Genomic DNA, 19899 nt, shown 5'->3' on the forward strand with positions numbered 1-19899 from the left:
CCGGCCCGGGCCCCGGCGTCGTTCACAGCACCGGTGGTTCCCGCTGCTTCACGACCCTTCCGGAGCGGTGAACTGCTGGTCATATGATGTCCGCGACCGGGGGCCGACGCTGGCCCCCGCAGCGAGGGGGATCATGTTCGGCATCATCAGGCCCTGTCGGCACCGGCTCTCGGAACGGTTGCAGGCCTCGTGGATGGCCCACCTGTGCGGGCTCTGCCTGGCGCTGCGGGACGACCACGGCCAGCTGGCCCGGACGGCCACCAACTACGACGGCCTGATCATCTCGGTCCTGGTCGAGGCGCAGAGCGCGAAGGACGACGCCTCCTGGCGCCGCACGGCCGGGCCGTGCCCGCTGCGCGGGATGCGCACCGCCTCGGTCGCCAAGGGCGAGGGCGCCCGCCTCGCGGCCGCCGTCTCACTGGCGCTCGCCTCGGTGAAGATCCGCGACCACGTCGAGGACCGGGACGGCGTGTTCGCCCGGCGGCCGGTCGCCGCCGGGGCCCGCGCGGTCACCAGGCGCTGGGACCGCAAGAGCGCGGGCGGCGCCTCGGCGGTCGGCTTCGACACCGCCGTGCTCCTCGACGCCGCCTCCCGCCAGGGCGAGTTGGAACGCGGGCTGCTCCCGGGCGGCTCCGTCCTGCTGGTCACGGAACCCACCGAGAGCGCCACCTCGGCGGCGTTCGCGCACACCGCGGTGCTGGCCGGCCGGCCCGGCAACGCCGCACCACTGGCGGAGGCGGGGCGGCTGTTCGGCCGCCTCGCCCACCTGCTGGACGCCGCCGAGGACCAGGCCGAGGACGCCGCGAGCGGCGCCTGGAACCCGCTCACGGCGACCGGCACCGACCGGACCGAGGCCGAACGCCTCAGCCGGGACGCCGTTCACGGCATCCGGCTCGCGCTGCGCGAGGTGGAGCTGACGGACCGGACGCTGGTGCACGTCCTGCTCGCGCACGAGACCGAACGGGCCGTGGAGCGCGTCTTCGGCCCGGCCGCGCACTCCGCCTCCTGCCGCACCCGCACGGCGCCCGCCGCCGAGCAGCACGGGCCGCACGGGCCGGCCGGGCCCGGGACCGCCGGACCGGAAGGGGCCGGACCCCGTCCGCTCGGCTCCAACCCGTACCAGTCGCCGCCCCGGCAGGATCCGGGCCAGGCACCGCCGACCGGGCCGGGCGCGCCGATTCCGCCCTGGGTGCCGCAGGGCCCCGGCTTCACCCCGCCCGGCGGCCGACCTCCGCACCGCCGCAACCTGCTGGCCGGCTGCGCGGTCTGGGCCCTGATGGCCTGCACCTGCCAGCTGATGTGCTGCTCGCACGACGACCCGTTCTCGCGCGAGCGCAAGGAGGGGTGGTGCGCCCGCCAGGACTGCGACTGCGGCGACTGCGCTGACTGCTGCCAGTGCTGCGGCGACGGCGGCTGCTGCGACGGATGCGGATGCGACGGGTGCGACTGCGGCTGCGACTGCTGAGCACGCCGGGGCCCGGGGGTCCGGGGGCCTGGGGGTCCGGGGGAACTCCTCGCCGACGAGGGGCTTCTGACCACGGCGCGCGGGCGCCGTACATGTCCGCGGAGCTGTCCACCGCGCTGTTCGGCGGTCCGGACCTCGCCGCCGTGCGCACCGGGGCGGCGGCCGGTGCGACGCCCGCCCCCGGGCGGCACCCGCTGATCGTGCTCTCCCCCGGCTTCGGCTACAGCCGCACCTCGCTCACCGCCCTGGCCGAGGACCTCGCGGCTCGCGGCTACGCAGTGGCGGCCCTCGACCACACCTACGAGACGGCCGTGCAGTTCCCCGACGGCCGGGTGGAGGCGTGCCTGATCTGCGACCGGGTGGACGAGCGGTTGGGCACCGAGGTGACCCTCAGCCGGGCGAAGGACATCCGTACCCTGCTCGACCGGCTGACCGCCCCCGGCACCGGGCCGGTGCACGGCCTCCGGATCGACCCGTCCCGGATCGGCGCGGCCGGCCACTCACTCGGCGGGGCGAGCGCGGTCGAGGCGATGCGGGAGGACGGCCGCGTTCGCGCCGCCGCCAACCTGGACGGCGACTTCTTCGCCCCCCTGCCCGCCGACGGCCTCACCGGCCCGGTGCTCCTGCTCAGCACCCGGCGCAGCAGCGACGCCCACGGGCCGGCGGCCAACTGGGAGGAGGGCTGGAAGCATCTGACGGGCTGGAAGCGCTGGCTGGACCTGCCCGAGGGCGGTCACCTGTCCTTCTGTGACATGCCCTGGCTGCTGGACGCCTTCGGGGTGCGCGACCAGGTCCCACCGGAGACCGCCCACGAGCAGTACGGCAGCCTCAGCGGCGAGCACGCGCTCGCCGCCTCCCGGACGTATCTGGGCGCCTTCTTCGACCGGCACCTGCTCGGCCGCCCGAGCCCGGAACTGAACCGCCCCTCGGCGAACCACCCGTAGGTGCGCTTCGTGAAGTAGCCCGCATCCGAGCCGGCGGCCGCGCCGAGACCCTCTCTCAGGCCCGCTCCCCCGCCTGGACCGGTCCTGCCTGGTCCGGCACCGACACCGACACCGGGCCGGGTACCGTCCCGGATTTCGGCCCTGGGACCGAGCCCGTCACCGGCCCGCGCTGCCAGAGCGGCAGCACGGCGACCGTCCCGCAGCCGGCGGCACCGACCGCCACCGACTCGGCCTCATACATCGGACCCCGCCTCGGCGGCCGCCCGGCGGTCCGCCGTCAGCGAGTCCCCCAGGCGGGCCAGCAGCAGCCGGAACCGCTCCGCGTCCTGCTCCGTCATCCGCCCCTCGGGCTGAGCCCGCCCGCTCTGCTCCTCGACCGTTCCCTCGTTCATGCCCCCGACGCTAGGCGCCGGCGATCAACGACCGATAAACACCCGCACCACGGCGGCCCCACGAGCACCAGGACGAGCCGTCCCCCCGGCAACCGCCCCGCCGGCACGATGGCGGCGACTACGCCCGGCCGAGCACCCGGTCCACGGCGATCTCGACGACCACGCGGTCCGGGTTCACCCGGGGCTCGCGATACCGCTCGGTGTAGCGCCGGACGGCGTCGGCCACCGCGTCCGGCTCGTCCCGCACCACGGCCAAGCCCTCCAGCGTCGACCAGCGCGCGCCGTCCACCTGGCAGACCGCCACCCGCATCCCCTCGGCCCCGGCCGCCAGCACGTTGCGCACCTTGCGGCTGGTCCGGCTGCTGATCACCCGCGCCGTCCCCGTCTCCGGCTGGTACGTCACACCCACCGGCACCACGTGCGGCGAGCCGTCCGGCCGCCGCGTGGTCAGCGTGGAGATGTGCCGCTCCCGCCAGAAGGTGAGGAAGGCTTCGTCGAGCTCGCGCGGATCATGGGCCATGCCCGCGATCGTACGACGCCCGGCCCGGTGCGTGGGCACCGGGCCGGGCGTCGTACCGGTCGCCGGCAGGAGCCGGGACCGCCGGGGATCAGTGCCCCCGGGCGATCCAGTCGGAGAGCGCGGGGGCCTCGGCGCCGATCGTGGTCGGGTCGCCGTGGCCGGTGCGGACCACCGTCTCCGGGGGGAGGGAGAGGAGGCGGTCACGGATCGAGTCGATGATGGTCGGGAAGTGCGAGAACGACCGGCCGGTGGCACCGGGGCCACCCTGGAAGAGCGTGTCACCGGTGAAGACCGTACCGAGCCCGGGCGCGTGGAGGCAGACCGCGCCGGGCGCGTGGCCGGGAGTGTGCAGCACCGTCAGCGTGGTGCCCGCCACCTCGATCCGCAGGCCGTCGGCGAGTTCGCCGTCCGGCAGGCGGTCGGGGTGGGTGAGCTTCCAGAGCGGCAGGTCGTCCGGGTGCAGCAGGATCGGTGCGCCGGTGCGGTCCGCCAGGGCCGGGGCCGCGTCGATGTGGTCGTTGTGCGCATGGGTGGAGACGATCGCCAGCAGGCGGCGCCCGCCGAGGGCCGCCTCGATCGCCTCGGCGTCATGGGCCGCGTCGATCACCACGGCCTCGTCGTCGTCACCGACGATCCACACGTTGTTCTCCACCTCCCAGCTGCCGCCGTCGAGGTCGAAGGTGCCGGCGGTGACCAGCCGGTCGATCCGGGCGCCGCTCACAGGATCACCACCGAACGGAGCACGTCGCCCTCGTGCATCCGCGCGAACGCCTGCTCCACGTGGTCGAGTTCGATGGTCTCGGTGACGAAAGCGCCGAGGTCCAGGCGGCCCTGGAGGTAGAGGTCGATCAGCATCGGGAAGTCCCGCGAGGGCAGGCAGTCGCCGTACCAGGACGACTTCAGCGCGCCACCGCGGCCGAACACGTCCAGCAGCGGCAGCTCCAGCGTCATCTCCGGCGTCGGGACACCGACCAGCACGACCGTGCCGGCCAGGTCACGTGCGTAGAACGCCTGCTTGTACGTCTCCGGGCGGCCGACCGCCTCGACCACGACGTCCGCGCCGTTGCCGCCGGTCAGCTCACGGATCGCCTCGACCGGGTCGGTGGTGCGGGAGTTGACGGTGTGGGTGGCGCCGAGCTTCCGCGCGGTGGCGAGCTTGCGGTCGTCGATGTCCACCGCGATGATCTTCGCCGCACCGGCCAGCCGCGAGCCGAGCACGGCCGCGCCGCCGACGCCGCCACAGCCGATCACCGCGACGGAGTCGCCCCGGCCGACGTTGCCGGTGTTGATCGCGGCACCGATGCCCGCCATCACACCGCAGCCCAGCAGGCCGGCGACGGCCGGCTCGGCCGCCGGGTCGACCTTGGTGCACTGGCCGGCCGCGACCAGGGTCTTCTCCGCGAACGCGCCGATGCCCAGGGCCGGCGACAGCTCGGTGCCGTCCAGCAGCGTCATCTTCTGCTTGGCGTTGTGCGTGTCGAAGCAGTACTGCGGGCGCCCGCGCTTGCAGGCGCGACACTGGCCGCAGACCGCACGCCAGTTGAGGACGACGAAGTCACCGGGGGCGACCTCGGTCACGCCCTCGCCCACCGACTCCACGATGCCCGCGGCCTCGTGGCCCAGCAGGAACGGGAAGTCGTCGTTGATACCGCCCTCCCGGTAGTGGAGGTCCGTGTGGCACACGCCGCAGGCCTGGATCCGCACCACCGCCTCGCCCGGCCCGGGGTCGGGTACGACGATCGTCGTCACCTCCACGGGCGCGCCCTTGGCACGCGCGATGACTGCCTTCACCTGCTGGGCCATCCGATTCCACCTCCGTCGGCCGGTGCGGCTCTGCACCGGCGTGACCTGCGTCAAACGACTTGCCCACGAAGCGTATCGTCCGGGCTGAGCCGTCGCCCGCTCGTCTCCGGGGGGAAGTTGGGCCCGCCCGGCGAACCGTCCCGGTGATCCCGCTCACCGCCGCCGGACGGCAGGGGCGCGCGGGCAGGGCCGAGCGCCCGTCATCGGCCTCCCAACCACCCCGCGTTGGCTGGAATCGTTGCTGACTGTGGCTCGGCGCCCACGTACGGTCGTAACGACCCGTCCGACTCATCCGTCCCGTCCGCCCACGCCGCTGCCCGGCCCGGACCCGACCGACCCCGACCGACCCCGACCGGCTCGGCCCCGATCGGCCCGGACCGGCTCGGCTCGACTCGGCGCGGCGTCGCCCGGTCCCGTGCCGCTCGCGGTGACCCGGCATCGCCCGCCACCGCCCGATCCGCCTGCCCGCCCGCCTGCGTGACCGCTAAAGCCCCGGACCGACCGCTCGCCGCCCCGTCCCCGCGCACCTCCCCGGATCCACCCCCCGTCGGGCCGCCCCCTGCGGCCCACCGCCCTGGAGTCTGGAGTACGGATGTCCGCCGAGAACAGTGCCACCCGTGTCACGACCAGCCCCGTCGAGACCCACGCGCCCGGCCCGCCCCGCCCGGCCACGCCGTCCAGCCCCTCCTCGCCGTCCGGCCCGACCGCGCTGCCCCCGCTGCCGCCGCTGCACTGCCTGCGCCGGCTCGAACCGGGCCCGCCGCGCCTCGGCTCGCTCCCGACCGGCACCCCGGTCTGGCTGGTCAGCCGCCACCCCGACGTGCGGCAGGTGCTCGCCGATCCGCGCCTGCGCCGCGCCCCGCTCTACGCACCCGACGCACCCCCGCTCTCGCTCGCCCCGAACCTCCTGGACGACCCGCAGGGCATCCTGAACCTCGACGGCGCCGACCACCAGCGCCTGCGCCGCACGGTGCAGCGGGCGTTCACGCCGCGCGCGATCGCCCGCTGGCGGCCCTGGGTGGCCTCGGTGGTCGAGGCCCTGCTGGACGAGTTGATCGACCAAGGCTCCCCCGCGGACATCATCTCCGCCTACACCCGCCCGCTGCCGGTCGCCGTCATCAGCCGGCTGATGGGCCTCGACGGTCTGGACGGCAAGCGCCTCGCCCACTGGAGCGACCACGCACTCTCCACCACCGCGCACTCCGCCCCGGCGGTCCGGGGGGCGATGGACGAGTTCGCCGGCTTCGGTGCCGAGCTGATCGCCGAACGCCGGGCCGCTCCCGGCGACGACCTGGTCAGCAGCCTGCTCGAAGCGGCCCGGGACAGTGACGCCATCACCGAGCCGCAGCTGGTGTCGCTGGTGATCGGTCTGGTGGTGGCGGGGCACGAGACGACCATGACCATGCTCGGCAACGCCCTGGTCTATCTGCTGAGTGACGGTCGCGAGGCCTGGCAGCGGCTCGCCTCCGACGAGCAGAGCGCGGCCGCCGCCACGGAGCAGCTGCTGCGTGCCGTTCCCCTCGGGGACGGCGATGTGCTCCCCGGCCTGTTCCGGCGAGCCGTCGAGGACGTGGAGATCGGTGGCGTGGTCATCCCGGCCGGCAGCGTGGTCGCCGCCGACACGCGCGCCGCCAACCACGACCCCGAGGTCTTCACCGGCGATCTGCTGACCGAGCTGTTCTCGCCGCCGACCGCGCCGATGTACACCTTCGGCGCCGGGCCGCACCACTGCCTGGGCGCCTGGTTGGCCCGGATGGAGCTGGAGCTGGCCCTGCACCGGCTGGCCCGCCGACTGCCCTCGCTCCGGCTCACCGGGCCGGCGGAGTCCATCGACTGGCGCCGCGGCCTGCTGACGCGCAGTCCCAACACGCTCCAGGTCGCCTGGTGACACCGGACGCCGACCGGCCCGCGCCGGACGCTGCCGGCGACCCGGTCGTGGTCCGGGTCGACCGGGACCGCTGCATCGGCTCGGGCATGTGCGCCCTCGCCGCCCCCGGCTCGCTGGCGCTCGGCGCCGACGGGCTGGCCCACCCGGTGCGGGAGGCCGCACCCCACGGCGGCCCGGCCGACGAGCGGCTGACGGTGGCACTCGTCGACGCGGTCGACTTCTGCCCGGTCGAGGCGCTCGCCCTGTACTCGGCCCGCGACGGCCGCCTGATCGCCCCCTCCGTGTGAGACCGCCGGCGCCGCCCTCCACCCCGCGGAGCGGCGGCGCCGGCGGCCCACCGGGCGCCGCTCAGACCTGCGCCGTGCCCTCCGTGTCGCGGCCGGTGATCGCGCCCAGGTCCGCACCCGTACCCGCAACTGCGCCCGCACAGGCCAGCGCGGCGCGGATCTCGTTCAGCGGATCCTCCTCGTGGTACGGACGCTCACTGATCTCGACGTGGTCCAGGAACTCCTGGTACCGCACCGCGTAGGTCAGGTGGTAGAGCGGCTCGACCAGCCTCAGCGCGCGCTCCGGGTCCGAGCCGGGGACGTGCTCCCGCCAGGCGCGCGCCCACACCTCGGCGACCTGCGTCCAGCGCTCGTCGGACACGTACTGCCGGGGGCGCAGTCCGTCCAGCGCCGGGTGTCCGAGAAAGGAGTCGGCGTAGTCGACGACCACCGCCCGGGTGCCGTCGGACCGCCAGTTGCCGGGGTGGAAGTCCCCGTGCACCAGCGTCTCGGGCAGCCCGCAGGCGGCCAGGTCCGCGACCAGCGCGGGCAGCCGAGCCGCGAGCGCCCGGGCGGCGGCGAGTTCACCGGCCGTCAGCGGCGCACCGGCCGCCCTCGGGGCGGCTCCGGCCGAGCCCTCCGGGCCCTTCTCCGCCGCCGCCTCCAGACGGTCGAGCAGCTCGGTCACCTGCGCGACCAGCGTGCGCGGGGTGCGGTCCCGCAGGCCGGCGGCTGCCGCCCGGCCGTCGGCGGCGAGCGCCGCCTGCGCGGCGACCAGCCTCGGCACCACGTCGGCGACCTGCTCCGCGGACGGGCCCCAGCAGTCCTCTCCGGGGACGTGGTCGAGCAGCAGCCGCCCGTGGACGGGGTCGGCGCCGAGCATCGGCGGCACCAGCGAGGGATCGACGCTGCCGAGCAGCGCGATCACCTCGCCCTCACCGGCGTTGAACGCCGGGTTGATCACCTTCAGCCAGGCATCGACGCCGGTTGCCGCCCGGTAGCGGAAGAGACCGGACAGGTTCCACGTCCGGACCTGCTCGACCGGACCGGCGACCGGACGACCCGCCCGGTGCAGCGTCCGCTCCGCCCAGTCGAGCGCGGCCCGCAACCCGGACGGGGTGGCCCAGCCGGCCCGCCGCTCGGCCGGCCCGAGCAGGGCGGCGGTGCGGGCACCCGCCTGGTGCGGCACCAGGGCGGCGGGGCGCTCCAGCGCTTCGACGTGGTAGACCACGTGCCCACCGCTGCCGCCGTCGCCGTCCGCCACCTCGACGAGCCGGAGCACCAGCACGGGCACCCCCAGCTCCTCCGACACCCGCTCGACCACCGGTGCGGCGGACGACCACCAGGCTCCGTCGACCTCGAACGGGCCCACCGGACCGAGGTACTCGTCGCCATGGGTGACGTGGATGCTGACGGTCCGACCGTGTTCTTGTCCCATCCGGGCAGGTTCGCCCATCCCCCTCCGCCGACACAATCGGTTTTCCGCACACCCGCGCCGGCCGGACCGGAGCACCCGGCTCGACCGGCCCCGCCCGGCCCGCGACCGGCGCGCGACCGGACCCCGACAGGACCCTGACCGGCCCCGACCGATCGTGCGGCCGGTACGGCTGGTGGAATGGACCCATGACCGACCGGCCTGACCTGCCCGACTGTTTCTGCGTGCTGTGCGCGGCCGAGGTGCCGGAGCACCACCGCGCCCGGCACTGGGCGCGGGAGGCGGCGGACGTCCGGGCGCGGGGCCGGCACATCGTCGGAGTGGCCGGTGGCTCCGTGCCGGACTGGGCGTTCACGGTGGGCCTCTGGCACTCCCACCGGCTGCCGGAGGTGGCCATGTTCGGGCTGCGCGTGCACGACCTGATGAGCTGGGTCGACGAGGCCGCGGCGCGGCTGTGCGAAACCGGTCCGGCCGAGCAGGGCAGCCTGCTGACCGGCGTCCTCGGCAGCCATCCGCTGATGGTCAGGCCGGTCGACCCCGGCTGGCACCGCCCGCTGCTCGGCAGCGCGGTCGGCTTCTACCGGCGGGTGCCGATGCCCGTCGTCCAGCTGGTGTGGCCGGACGCGGGTGGCCGATGGCCCTGGGACGCGGCCGCCTCCACCGGCTGCCGGGCCCAGCCGCGCCTCTGGCTCCCGGTCGCCGAACATCCCCGGGGAGTCTGGACGGACGAGGCCGAGCAGACCCCCTGAGCCCGACGCCGGGACCGAACCCGACACCGGAGCCCGGGCCGGGGCCGCTGCCCCCGGCACCCGCCCCGGAGCCGCTACGGGATCGCCACCGCCGTACCCGACACCCGGACGCGGGGGTCGCCCTCGCGGAGTTCGACGCCGAGCACGCCCGGGCGGCCGAGGTCCTCGCCCTGGTGGAGCGTCAGGGTGGCCGGTGGCGTCACCGCGCCGCGCTCGCGCAGGTAGGCGCCGAAGGCCGCGGCTGCCGCGCCCGTCGCCGGGTCCTCCACCACGCCACCGACCGGGAACGGGTCGCGGGCGTGGAAGACGTGCTCGCTCTCGCGCCAGACCAGCTGGAGGGTGGTGAGCCCGCGGGCCGTCATATAGGCGGTGAGGCCGTCGAAGTCGTAGTCCAGCCGGGCCAGCCGGTCGCGGGTGGCGGCGGCCAGCACCAGGTGGCGGGCACCGGCGTAGGCGAGCCGGGGCGGCAGCGCCGCGTCCAGTTCGTCGGCCGACCAGCCGAGCAGGGCGAGCGCCTCGGCGACGTCCGCCTCGCTCACCTCCTCGACCTGCGGCTCGACACTGGTCAGAGTGGCGCGCAGCGCGCCGTCCGCGCCCTTGTCCACCTCGATCGGCACCTCGCCGGCCGGGGTGGCGAAGACGTAGCGGCCGGGGCCCGACCGGTCGGCGATCGCGACGGCGGAGGCGACGGTGGCGTGACCGCAGAACGGCACCTCCAGCAGCGGGCTGAAGTACCGCACGGTGTATCGGGCTTCGGCCCGGCCCTCCGCGACGGCGGTGGCCGCGGCGTCCGGTATCAGGAACGCCGTCTCGGAGTAACCGACCTCGGCGGCGATGGCGAGCATCCGCTCGGCGGAGAGGCCGGAGGCGTCGAGCACCACACCGGCCGGGTTCCCCCCGCCCGGGTCGGTGGCGAAGGCGGCGTAGCGCAGGATGTCGGTCTCGGCAGCGGTCACGGGCGCATCGTCACTGGTCATGATCGCTCGAACGCCGCCCCTCGGCACCCTGTTCCCGCCCGCCGGCCCCGTACGGTGGTGCGCCACGCGCCGCACGCCCCGCCGTCCGCACACACGCCCTGCAACGCGGCGCCGTCGCCGCAGCGGCGCCGCACCGCAGCACCGTCACCGCCGCAGTGCCGCCGTCACCGCAGCACCGCCTCCAGCAGGTCCGAGCCCAGCCGGGCGCTGCCCGCCAGGTCGAGCTGGTACAGCATGTACCGGCCGCGCCGCCGGGTGGTGAGCAGCCCGGCCCGGCGCAGCACCGCCAGATGCCGCGACACCTCCGGTGCGCTGAGCTGCCAGGCCGACGCCAACTCGCCCGTGGTGTGCGGACCGCGCGCCATCGTGCGGGCGAGGCGGAGCCGGACCGGGTGGGCCAGCGCCTCCAGCCGCTGCTGCACCACGGCGAGCGAGACCGGCTCGGGCAGCCCGCCCTCGGCGATCGGGTACTGCACCACCGGCCGCCATCCGGGCGCGTGCACCACCAGCAGGTGCGGGTGCCCGAAGGCGGTCGGGACGAACGTCACTCCCCCGGTGCCGGCCCCGGTGGCGTTGTCCTGGAGCTTGTCGACGACGATCCGCCGCCGCCCGTCCGACCCGGTCGCCAGCGTGACCGAGGGGGACACCGCCGCGAGCGCCTCGCCGAGGCCGTGCCGGGCCAGCACGTCGGTCTTGTGCCGGGCATCGGCCGCGAGGTCCGGCAGTACGCGCCGCCAGGAGTCCGCGAAGAACGCCTCCCGGCACTCCTCCAGCATCCGCCGGACCATCGTCCGGACGGCCGGCGGGTCGGCGAACAGGCGGTCGGCGAAGGCGGCCTGCCGGGGGCCGCGGGCCAGCGCGAGCTCCCGGGCCCGCTCCTGCGCCGCCGGGTCGGTGAGCGGCGAGGCGAGCCGGTCGGTGAGCCGGGACGACCCGCAGGTCGTGATGACGGCGGCCCGGACGTACAGCTCGTCGTCGAGCCGGTCGACGGCGTCCAGCTCCTCGGTCAGGGTGGCGCCCGGCAGACCGGGGACGAGGAAGTCGGCCCGCGAGGAACGCCACAGGAAGTCGGCCTCCGACAGTCGCTCGGACAGTTCGGGGGCGATCGAGGCGGCCGTGCTCGCGGCCCAGCCGTGCAGCCCGAGGTGGTGCGCGGGCTCGGCGAGGACGTGCAGCATCGCGCTCAGCTCGGCCAGCGGCGAGGGGGTGAAGAGCAGGCGGTCGTCGGGCAGGGCGGTGATGTCGATGCTGAGGCTCACCCGGGTGATCCTGCCAGCCCGCCGCGGGGGCGCCGCCGCCGATTGACGGGAGTCGTCAATCGGCGTGCTCGACGGCCCTGCGCGGGCGGACGGTACCGGCCATGAGCCCGCTCCAGCAGAAGTCCCTTCCCGAGGACGCCGCCGCCCACGAGGGCCGCCCGTCGAACCCGCCCGCCGTGCCCGCCGAAGCGCCGGTCCCGGAGCCGGCCGGCCCGTCGAGGGCGAGGCCCGCCGCGCTGCTCGCCGACCCCGCCGCCCTGCTCGCCCTGCTCACCGCCGCCGGTGGCCGCCGCTACGCGGCCGCGCTGCTGGTGGACGCGCTCGGCGCCGGTCTGCTCCGCCCGTTCCTGCTCCTCTACGGGATCGGGGTGCTGCGGCTCGACCCGGGCACGGTCGGGCTGGCGATGTCCGCCGGCATGGTGGTGGGCCTGCTGGTACTCCCGCTGACCGGCCGCTGGATCGACCGCGGCGCGCGCAGCCTCCCGGCGGCGGTGACCCTGCTGGTCCGGGCGGCCGGCGCGGTGGCACTGCTGTGGGCGGACGGCCTCGGCGGGTTCACGGCCTCGGCCGTCCTGCTCGGCGTCGGCAACCAGTCCTGGCCGACCACGCACGCCGCCGTGGTCAGCACGCTGACCGAGGGGCGGACCAGGGACGCCGCCCTGGCCGCCGGCCGGACGCTGCGCAACGCGGGCCTGGGCACGGGCGCGCTGGTCGCCACCCTCGCGGTGGCCGGCGGGTCGGGCGCGATCCGGCTGCTGGCCGGGGTGACGGGTGCGGCGTGCCTGGTCGCGGCGGGGCTGGTGCACTCCCTCCGGGTCACCGCCCCCGCGCAAGCCCCGGCCCCCGCACCGGCCCCAGCACCCGCACCGAGCCCCGACCAGGCGACCGGCCCGGCGCTGCGCCGGATCGGCCTGCTCAGCGCCGCCAACCTCCCCTACGCGTTCTGCTTCGACGTCCTGGAGGTCGCCCTGCCCGCGCTGCTGGTCCTCCACCTGCACGCCTCCCCCGCCTGGTCCGCAGGGGTGTTCGTGGGCAACACCGTGCTGGTGATCACGCTCCAGCTCGCGATCGTGCTCCGGCTCGCCGACCGCTCCCGGCGGGCCGTGCTCGCCGTCGCCGGAGCCGTCCTCGCCCTCTCCTACCTGGGCTTCTGGGCGGCGGGCGCGATCGGCGGCACCTCGGGGGCGGCCGCCGTGGCGGCCGTCTCGGTGCTCTTCACGCTCGGCGAGATCCTCTACAGCGGTTCGGGAACGGCCCTGGTCGCCGCCACCGCGCCACCCCGGCTGCTCGGGCGGGCGCTCGCCCGTTGGGAGCTGTCGATGGGCGTCGGCCGCGCACTCGCCCCGGCGGTGCTGACCACGCTGCTGGCCGTCGGGCCGGGCGTGCTCTGGCCCGTGCTGGCGGCCGCCACCCTGCTCGCGGCGGCGGTGGTGACCAAGCTGGCCCCGCAGGGGTGACCGACCGGGGCGGTGGGATGATCCGTCCCATGGCCGTCACCGTCTTCCAGCAGCAGCTACGCGACCGCTTCCTCGACGCGGGGGTCACGGCGCCGCCCGCGCCCTGGCAGCCGGTCGGACCCGGCCTGATCCCGGTCGGCGGCCTGCTCGGCATCGGCTTCGCCACCGACCCGGCCACCGGGGGCGACCTCGTCCTGGTGGTCTCCGGCAGCGGGCACGGCCTCTTCGACGCGACGACCGGCGAGAAGCTCGCCCGCGAGTACGCACCGGACGAGGAGCCGGACGGGCCGGACCTCGCCTGTCCCGGCATCGGCCCGGTCGCGGACGTCCGCGTCCCGGTGGCCGGCCTCCACGGCGGCGGGCTGCACACCGGAACCGACGACGGCTGGCACGTCGAGGTCGTGGTCCCGGAATGGCCGAACGAACGGGTCCTGCTGTGCACCGGCGGCGGACCGTTCGACGGCGAGCACGGCGAGACCTGGTGGCACGTGTACCACTCCTCCTGGTCGACGTTCCGTGCCGCCGGGTTCTCCCCGTCGGGGCGGACCCTGGCCGTGGCCACCAGCAGCGACCTCACCCTCTGGACTCGCCCCGGCCCGCGGAGCCGGTGACCGGACCGGACCGGCTCGGGACGGGGCGGTCCGGTGACCGGCCCGGCCCGGCGCCGCCGCTCCGTCGCCGACGGCACCGTCCGAGGTGCGGGCCGCCCTCCCGTCGCCGATGCTGGGCGGGGACGCGTGCCCGGTGTACGGCGGCCGGGCCGGCCCGAGGAAGGACACCCCGCATGAGTTCACTCGACTTCGAGGTCGTCGACAGCCCCGACAGCTCGCTCAACAAGACCTCCGTGCTGGTGACCGGACCCAACGACGCCCTGCTGGTGGACGCCGGGTTCACCCGCTCCGACGGGCGCCGGCTGGTGGAGCGGATCCGGGCCGCCGGCAAGCGGCTGACCACGGTGTTCGTCAGCCACGGCGACCCGGACTTCTACTTCGGCGCGCAGGAGGTGCAGGACGCCTTCCCGCAGGCGCGGTTCCTGGCCACGGCGTCCACCGTCGAGCACATCCAGGAGTCGTACGAGGGCAAGCTCAGGGCCTGGGCGCGCCTCGGCCCGGAACTGCCGACCCGCCTGGTGCGGCCGGAGGTGCTGCACGGCGACGAGATCGTCTTCGAGGGCCATCGGTTCGAGCTGCGCGGCGCCGACTTCCACCTGCCGGACCGGCACTACCTCTGGCAGCACCACCACCGGGCCGTTCTCGGCGGGGTGCTGCTCTTCGAGGGCCTGCACGTGTGGACCGCCGACACCCCGACCCCGGCGCAGCGGGCCGCCTGGATCGACCTGTTGGACGGCATGGAGGCGCTGGATCCGGAGTTCGTGGTGGCCGGCCACCGGACCGCCGACGCGCCCACGGACCGCACCGCGATCGTGCACACCCGCGACTACCTGCGGGCCTTCGAGACCGAGATCGGCCGGGGCGTCGACGCGGCCGCCGCCAAGGAGGCGCTGGAGCGCCGCTATCCGGGACTCGGCATGACACTGGCGGTCGACCTCGGGACGAAGGTCGCCAAGGGCGAGATGGTCTGGGGCTGAGCCGCGATGATCGAGATTCCGAGGTCCGAGATGTCGTTCGCCGAGTCCGACGCCCCCGCCGACGTGGTCCGCCGCCAGTACCTCGCCTCGGCCCGCGGCGACCTGGCCGCCCTGCGAGCCACCCTGGCCGAGGACGTCGAGTGGACGGAGATGGCCGGCTTCCCGCTGGGCGGCACGTACCGGACCCCGAAGGGCGTCACCAGCGGCGTGATGGAGCGGCTGGCCGCCGACTGGGACGAATGGACGGCGCACGACGACAGCTACGTGGTGGCCGGCGAGAACGTGGTGGTGCTGGCCCGCTACACCGCGGTCAACCGGGCCACCGGCCGGCCGCTCGCCGTCCGGGTGGCCCACCACTTCACCGTGCGCGGCGGACGGATCGTCCGTTTCGAGCAGTTCGTCGACACCGCGCTGGTCCGCGAGGCCATGACCGCCTGACGCCGCGCCCGCGACCCCTGCGCCCCTCAGCCCGTGCGCCCCCGGAGGTCGCGAGCGCAAACCCCGGCTCCCTCGCTTCACCCGTTCGGGGGAGCCTGCCGCGGCGCGCCTGGCGTGGCCTCGACAGGGCCGCCGGCCGGCGGCAGGCTGTCCGTGATTCCGGCCGGAGAGCGAGGAGTTCAGCATGAGCACGGACACGGCAGGGACCGCCGACGGCACCGGGCACGAGCGTCCGTACGTCATCGTCGGCGCCTCCCTGGGTGGTGCGAAGGCCGCCGAGGCCCTGCGCGAAGCCGGCTACCGGGGCGGCATCGTTCTGATCGGCGCCGAGCACGAGCGCCCGTACGAGCGGCCGCCGCTCTCCAAGGGCTACCTGCTCGACAAGACGCCGCGCGAGAAGATCTACGTCCACCCGCCGCAGTGGTACGCCGACCACGACGTGACGCTGCGCCTGGGCACCGCCGTCACCTCGGTCGACCCGGCCGCGCACACCGTCACGCTCGCCGACGACGGCCGGATCGAGTACGCGAAGCTGCTGCTCACCACCGGTTCGGTGCCGCGCCGGCTGCCCGTACCCGGCGCGGACCAGGACGGCGTGCACTACCTGCGCCGGGTGGAGGACAGCGACCGGATCAGGGCCGCGCTGACGCCCGGCGCCCGGGTCGCGGTGATCGGGGCCGGCTGGATCGGCCTGGAGACGGCGGCCGCGGCCCGGACGGCAGGTGCCGAGGTCACCGTGCTGGAGGCCGTCGAACTCCCGCTGCTGCGGGTGCTCGGCCGCGAGGTCGCCCAGGTCTTCGCCGACCTGCACCGCGACCACGGCGTGGACCTGCGGTTCGGCGTCAAGGTGGAGGAACTGACCGGCAAGGACGGCGCGGTGACCGGCGTCCGGCTCGCTGACGGCACGACGGTGGCGGCGGACGCCGTGATCGTCGGCATCGGCATCGCCCCCGACACCGCGCTCGCCGAGTCCGCCGGACTGGAGCTCGACAACGGGGTGAAGACCGACGAGCGCCTGCGCACCTCCGACCCGGACATCTACGCGGCGGGCGACGTCGCCAACGCCTTCCACCCCCTGCTCCGCCGCCACATCCGGGTGGAGCACTGGGCCAACGCCGTCAACCAGCCGCAGACCGCCGCCCGTGCGATGCTCGGCCAGGACGTGGCCTACGACCGGGTGCCGTACTTCTTCACCGATGCCGAGTGGACACCTAGGCATCCTAACGAGCCGGTGGCGTCGCGTGACAAACTGAGCATGGAATACCTCGGCTACGTCGAGCCGGACGGCTACGACAGGGTTGTGTTCCGAGGGGATGTGAAGGCCAACGAGTTCATCGCGTTCTGGCTCAAGGACGGCCGGGTCCTCGCCGGTATGAACATGAACATCTGGGACGTCACCGACCCGATCCGCGAACTAATCGTCTCCAAGCGCGTGGTGGACGCCGACCGCCTGGCGGATCCGAACGTCGCCCTCGGCGAGGTCTGAGACACGACAAGAGCCCTGGCCGGCGAGCTGCCAACCGATCATCGCTGCGGGCCGCACGAACGGGACCGGTTCGGTGGTCAGGGCTCCATCCGGCGGGCGTACAACCCTCGCCGAGGAGGGAGAAGCCGTGTCGCGCGACCCTCCCAACCACTTGACCCCCAGTCAAGTGTGTTGGCTAGCCTGCCGATCGACCGCCTGCTCGACGAGTCCCGAGCAGGCGGTCAACTCGACTTCCAGGAAAGAGAGTTGGCTCACCAATGCCACTCGCATACTTCATACGGGCTGACGGAGGCTCAGCTGTGACCATGGCCAGAGATGTCCAACTGCGTCCACTGGCGGCCACCAGCGGCCAAAGCGGCTGGTCCCAAAATGGTCCCAAGGCCCGGCGCCGGGCTCGGACACGCCGAGTAACAGCCCTCCGCCAGCCACGCGCTACCTGCCGAGATGCCGGCCGAGACCTCGGCCTGCGGGTTCACCTGTCGCGCAGCCTCCACGGCGCGGATCAGGAGCACCTACCCATCGACTACATGCCATGATCTTCCGTTCGGTGTGTCGTCTGGCGCGTGTCGCCGCCGACCGGCCACGGCGTGCTTCGCGCCCCGCCCGTACGCCCTGCCGACACGCCGAATAGACCGGCGAACCTTGGTGCCAGAGAGCACCGAGTGCGAGGAGGGGTTCATGGGACAGCGTCCCCAGCCGGGCAGGGTGTACCGGCGGTGTGGCTGCAAGGACGGCAGCAGCGGGAAGCAGTTGGGGTCGTGGTGTCCGCAGTTGGCTGCGGACGTGAAGCACGGGACGTGGACGTATTGCGTCGACCTCGCTCCCGACGAGGGACGGCGCCGCACCCGCCGGCGCGGCGGGTTCGCCTCCCGTGCCGAAGCGGCACGGGAGATGGCCGCGGTCCTGGACGGAGAGCTGCGCGGGGTCTACGAGAACCGGCGCACCACGGTGGCCAGCTTCCTGCGGGAGTGGCTCGCAGTGAGGAAGGGCGAGCTGGCGCCGAACACCTACGCCGGGTACGCGGACTGCGTGGAGCGGGACCTGATCCCGGCGTTCGGCCGGCACCGGCTGCCGGATCTGCGCCCTCAGCACATCGAGGAGTGGATCCGCGCCCAGCAGGAGGCCGGCCGCGGGCGCGTGACCGTGTACCGGGTGATGGCAACGCTGCGCAACGCGCTGAACGCGGCCGTCCGGTCCTGGCGGCTGCGCTACAACCCCGCCAAGTACGCCGCCCCGCCCAAGCCCCGCGCCGCCGAACGCACCTGCTGGACCCCGGACGAGGCAGCCGCGTTCCTGCGGCACAACAAGGAGCATTACGCGGACCAGCTCACCGACCTGTTCGAGGTCATGCTCGGCACCGGCATGCGCCGCGGCGAGATCCTGGCCCTGCACTGGTCCGACGTCCACCTCATGGACCGCAAGCTCTACGTCCGCTGGACCCTCGCCGCCATCAACAATGCGGAAATCCGCTTCGGTGAGCCCAAGACCGAGGCCAGCCGCGCCTGGATCAGCCTCTCCCCCAGGGCCATGGCAGCCCTCCACCGCCAAGCCGCCCTGCAGATGAACGCCCACCCACAAGGCCGGCTCGAAGGACTCGTCTTCCCCCGCCCGACGGCCAGCCCCTGCGCCCGCAATGGCTCCTGAACCAGCTCCGCAAACGCACCGCCGAACTCGGCCTACCGAAGATCGGCCTGCACGACCTGCGCCACACCGCAGCCAGCATCATGATCGCCGAGAACGTCCCCATCGCCGTCATCTCCAAGACCCTCCGACACACCACCCTCGCCATCACCATCAACCTCTACGGCCACCTCCTCAAGGACTCCGCCGACCAAGCCGTCACCGCACTTAGCAGCGCACTCGACCAAGCGGACAGACGCTGCGAAGACGCGACCGATACGGGACAGGTCACCCCTCTGGCCGCCTGACCCCGCGCTGCTGGAAGTGCGGGAAATCCGTGCGGTGTTGTCCGGGGCCGCCGGTATCCTCCCGGTGCGGGTCAGCACGTGGAACGCCGCCCCGCAGTGCCAAGTACGGAGAGGTCCTCGTGATAGATCTCAGCAGTTACGAACTGGTCTGGCCTGCGGACCTGTTCGTTGCCGAGGCCGGCCGCATCATGGGACCTGGACGGGGCAACTGGGTGTCGCGGGCCGAGTGGCTGCTCACGGAGGCGTTCCAGGGATCGAGTGCCTGCTCGGACTTCGAGAGCCTGCCTTCTACTGCGCCGAAGTCCGACGGCCCTTGGGGTGCAGGCGGGGATCCTTGGTATCAGGCGCTGGTGCTCACTCAGCAGATGTGGTTGCGTGAACTGGTCGGCCGGACGCAGGAGATCCGCCAGTTCACGGAGCCCCGTCCCTACTGGCCGCACCGCAACGGGCAGGTCGCCCCGACGGTGCCGTCCGATCCGGTTTCTGTGCGGTTGAGCTTCGCGCGACTGGTCATGGAGTTCCACGGCACCGGCTACCTCGCCGAGAACTTCGGCGAGGCCTGCGTCGATGCCGACGAGCAACTACCGGACCCGGCCGAGGTCCTGGAGCAACGGTTGGGGATCGGCCAGTTGTGGCCTCTTGAGCCGACGGACTGGGGCGAGGACACCTTCTTCGGCCTCGTCGAGGTCTTCCACGATCTTGTGTCCCGGCCGCGGGATCGCACCTTCCACTCCTGGAACGGATGCGGATGGCACCACCGCGAGTTCCATGTCGGCCCGGCCAGGGTCCTCTACCGATGGCGCGTGAACCGCCTGCTCGCGGGTGCTGGCGTTCAGTACCGTCTCGCCGACGAGGGCGAGGACCAGGGCCGGCTCGTCGCGGTCACCGACGACGCCCGCGCCGACCTCGTCCACCGCGTCCTCGCCGTCGCCGACCCCGACATCAAGCAGCGCACCACGCACGCCATCGCCCTCCACCGCGGCCGCGGCGCGTCCATCGAGGAGAAGCGCTCCGCGGTGATCGTGCTCGCCGGCATCCTGGAGGAGCGGCGCGACCTCATCCGCAGCGAACTCGGGAAGCCCGACGACGGGGCGCTGTTCGTGATCGCCAACAAGTTCGAGATCCGCCACCGTGACGCCTCCCAGCAGGAGCACTACGACCCGGCGTTCCTCGACTGGATCTTCTGGTGGTACCTCGCCACCGTGGAACTCACGACGACCCTCCTGAGCCGCCAGCAGGCAAATAGCTGACGAGACTGGGACGGTGGAACAATCATGCCCATGCTTGGAAGCAGCTCAGCACCT

At 74.1% G+C, this 19899-nt stretch carries 20 protein-coding genes; 13 read left to right on the forward strand and 7 right to left on the reverse strand.

The features are described 5' to 3' along the window. Positions 1–133 precede the first annotated feature (133 nt). Both AB0J08_RS25520 and AB0J08_RS25525 read left to right on the forward strand, forming a co-directional pair. Positions 134–1465 carry a DUF5685 family protein gene (locus AB0J08_RS25520; protein ID WP_360638687.1) on the forward strand — a complete coding sequence of 444 codons (1332 nt, stop codon included), beginning with the start codon at positions 134–136 and terminating at the stop codon, positions 1463–1465. A 92-nt stretch (positions 1466–1557) separates the two neighbouring features. Continuing rightward, a complete protein-coding gene (locus AB0J08_RS25525; protein ID WP_360638690.1) occupies positions 1558–2409 on the forward strand; it encodes a hypothetical protein in 852 nt (283 codons plus the stop codon). Positions 2410–2642: 233 nt separating this feature from the next. Here the strand turns inward: AB0J08_RS25525 and AB0J08_RS25530 are convergent, their stop codons facing one another. From AB0J08_RS25530 to AB0J08_RS25545, 4 genes are all read right to left on the reverse strand, one after another. Then, positions 2643–2801, reverse strand: coding sequence for a hypothetical protein (locus AB0J08_RS25530; protein ID WP_360638693.1), 159 nt, complete (start codon positions 2799–2801; stop codon positions 2643–2645). A 118-nt stretch (positions 2802–2919) separates the two neighbouring features. Then, a complete protein-coding gene (locus AB0J08_RS25535; protein ID WP_360638696.1) occupies positions 2920–3321 on the reverse strand; it encodes a TIGR03618 family F420-dependent PPOX class oxidoreductase in 402 nt (133 codons plus the stop codon). A gap of 88 nt (positions 3322–3409) precedes the next feature. Then, positions 3410–4042: an MBL fold metallo-hydrolase gene (locus AB0J08_RS25540; protein ID WP_360638699.1), complete on the reverse strand. Its 633-nt coding sequence runs from the start codon at positions 4040–4042 to the stop codon at positions 3410–3412. Continuing rightward, complete coding sequence (locus tag AB0J08_RS25545; RefSeq protein WP_360638702.1) at positions 4039–5124, reverse strand: S-(hydroxymethyl)mycothiol dehydrogenase; 1086 nt, start codon at positions 5122–5124, stop codon at positions 4039–4041. The genes AB0J08_RS25540 and AB0J08_RS25545 overlap by 4 nt, the downstream gene beginning before the upstream one ends. Before the next feature lie 592 nt (positions 5125–5716). On the opposite strand from AB0J08_RS25545, the gene AB0J08_RS25550 reads away from it, so the two are divergent. After that, positions 5717–7012 carry a cytochrome P450 gene (locus AB0J08_RS25550; RefSeq protein WP_360638705.1) on the forward strand — a complete coding sequence of 432 codons (1296 nt, stop codon included), beginning with the start codon at positions 5717–5719 and terminating at the stop codon, positions 7010–7012. Continuing rightward, a complete protein-coding gene (locus tag AB0J08_RS25555; RefSeq protein WP_360638708.1) occupies positions 7009–7299 on the forward strand; it encodes a ferredoxin in 291 nt (96 codons plus the stop codon). The genes AB0J08_RS25550 and AB0J08_RS25555 overlap by 4 nt, the downstream gene beginning before the upstream one ends. Before the next feature lie 61 nt (positions 7300–7360). Here AB0J08_RS25555 and AB0J08_RS25560 read toward each other — a convergent pair whose 3' ends face one another. Further along, positions 7361–8716, reverse strand: a complete 1356-nt coding sequence (locus AB0J08_RS25560) for a phosphotransferase (protein ID WP_360638711.1) — start codon at positions 8714–8716, stop codon at positions 7361–7363. A gap of 185 nt (positions 8717–8901) precedes the next feature. Here AB0J08_RS25560 and AB0J08_RS25565 point away from each other — a divergent pair, with 185 nt between their 5' ends. Beyond that, positions 8902–9462: a DUF4262 domain-containing protein gene (locus tag AB0J08_RS25565; RefSeq protein WP_360638715.1), complete on the forward strand. Its 561-nt coding sequence runs from the start codon at positions 8902–8904 to the stop codon at positions 9460–9462. A 74-nt stretch (positions 9463–9536) separates the two neighbouring features. Here the strand turns inward: AB0J08_RS25565 and AB0J08_RS25570 are convergent, their stop codons facing one another. Further along, positions 9537–10439, reverse strand: coding sequence for a PhzF family phenazine biosynthesis isomerase (locus AB0J08_RS25570; protein ID WP_360638718.1), 903 nt, complete (start codon positions 10437–10439; stop codon positions 9537–9539). A gap of 164 nt (positions 10440–10603) precedes the next feature. Continuing rightward, entirely contained in the window at positions 10604–11698 is a 1095-nt protein-coding gene (locus tag AB0J08_RS25575; protein WP_360638721.1) for a DUF5937 family protein, read from the reverse strand. A 101-nt stretch (positions 11699–11799) separates the two neighbouring features. On the opposite strand from AB0J08_RS25575, the gene AB0J08_RS25580 reads away from it, so the two are divergent. From AB0J08_RS25580 to AB0J08_RS25615, 8 genes are all read left to right on the forward strand, one after another. Next, positions 11800–13155, forward strand: coding sequence for an MFS transporter (locus AB0J08_RS25580; RefSeq protein ID WP_360638724.1), 1356 nt, complete (start codon positions 11800–11802; stop codon positions 13153–13155). Positions 13156–13184: 29 nt separating this feature from the next. Beyond that, positions 13185–13766 carry a hypothetical protein gene (locus tag AB0J08_RS25585; protein WP_360638727.1) on the forward strand — a complete coding sequence of 194 codons (582 nt, stop codon included), beginning with the start codon at positions 13185–13187 and terminating at the stop codon, positions 13764–13766. Positions 13767–13939: 173 nt separating this feature from the next. Beyond that, positions 13940–14743: an MBL fold metallo-hydrolase gene (locus tag AB0J08_RS25590; protein WP_360638730.1), complete on the forward strand. Its 804-nt coding sequence runs from the start codon at positions 13940–13942 to the stop codon at positions 14741–14743. A 30-nt stretch (positions 14744–14773) separates the two neighbouring features. Continuing rightward, on the forward strand, positions 14774–15181 hold the full coding sequence (locus AB0J08_RS25595) for a nuclear transport factor 2 family protein (protein WP_360638760.1): 408 nt from the start codon (positions 14774–14776) through the stop codon (positions 15179–15181). Between the two features lie 184 nt (positions 15182–15365). Next, positions 15366–16667 (forward strand): FAD-dependent oxidoreductase, encoded by a 1302-nt coding sequence (locus AB0J08_RS25600; protein WP_360638733.1) that lies wholly within the window; start codon positions 15366–15368, stop codon positions 16665–16667. Between the two features lie 678 nt (positions 16668–17345). Then, entirely contained in the window at positions 17346–18311 is a 966-nt protein-coding gene (locus AB0J08_RS25605; protein WP_360638736.1) for a tyrosine-type recombinase/integrase, read from the forward strand. After that, the gene (locus AB0J08_RS25610; protein ID WP_360638763.1) at positions 18308–18595 is read left to right on the forward strand and encodes a tyrosine-type recombinase/integrase; all 288 of its coding nucleotides are present in this window, start codon (positions 18308–18310) and stop codon (positions 18593–18595) included. The genes AB0J08_RS25605 and AB0J08_RS25610 overlap by 4 nt, the downstream gene beginning before the upstream one ends. A gap of 119 nt (positions 18596–18714) precedes the next feature. Next, a complete protein-coding gene (locus AB0J08_RS25615; protein WP_360638739.1) occupies positions 18715–19845 on the forward strand; it encodes a hypothetical protein in 1131 nt (376 codons plus the stop codon). Positions 19846–19899 lie beyond the last annotated feature (54 nt).

The organism is Kitasatospora sp. NPDC050463 (assembly GCF_040655255.1).
Lineage (GTDB): Bacteria > Actinomycetota > Actinomycetes > Streptomycetales > Streptomycetaceae > Kitasatospora.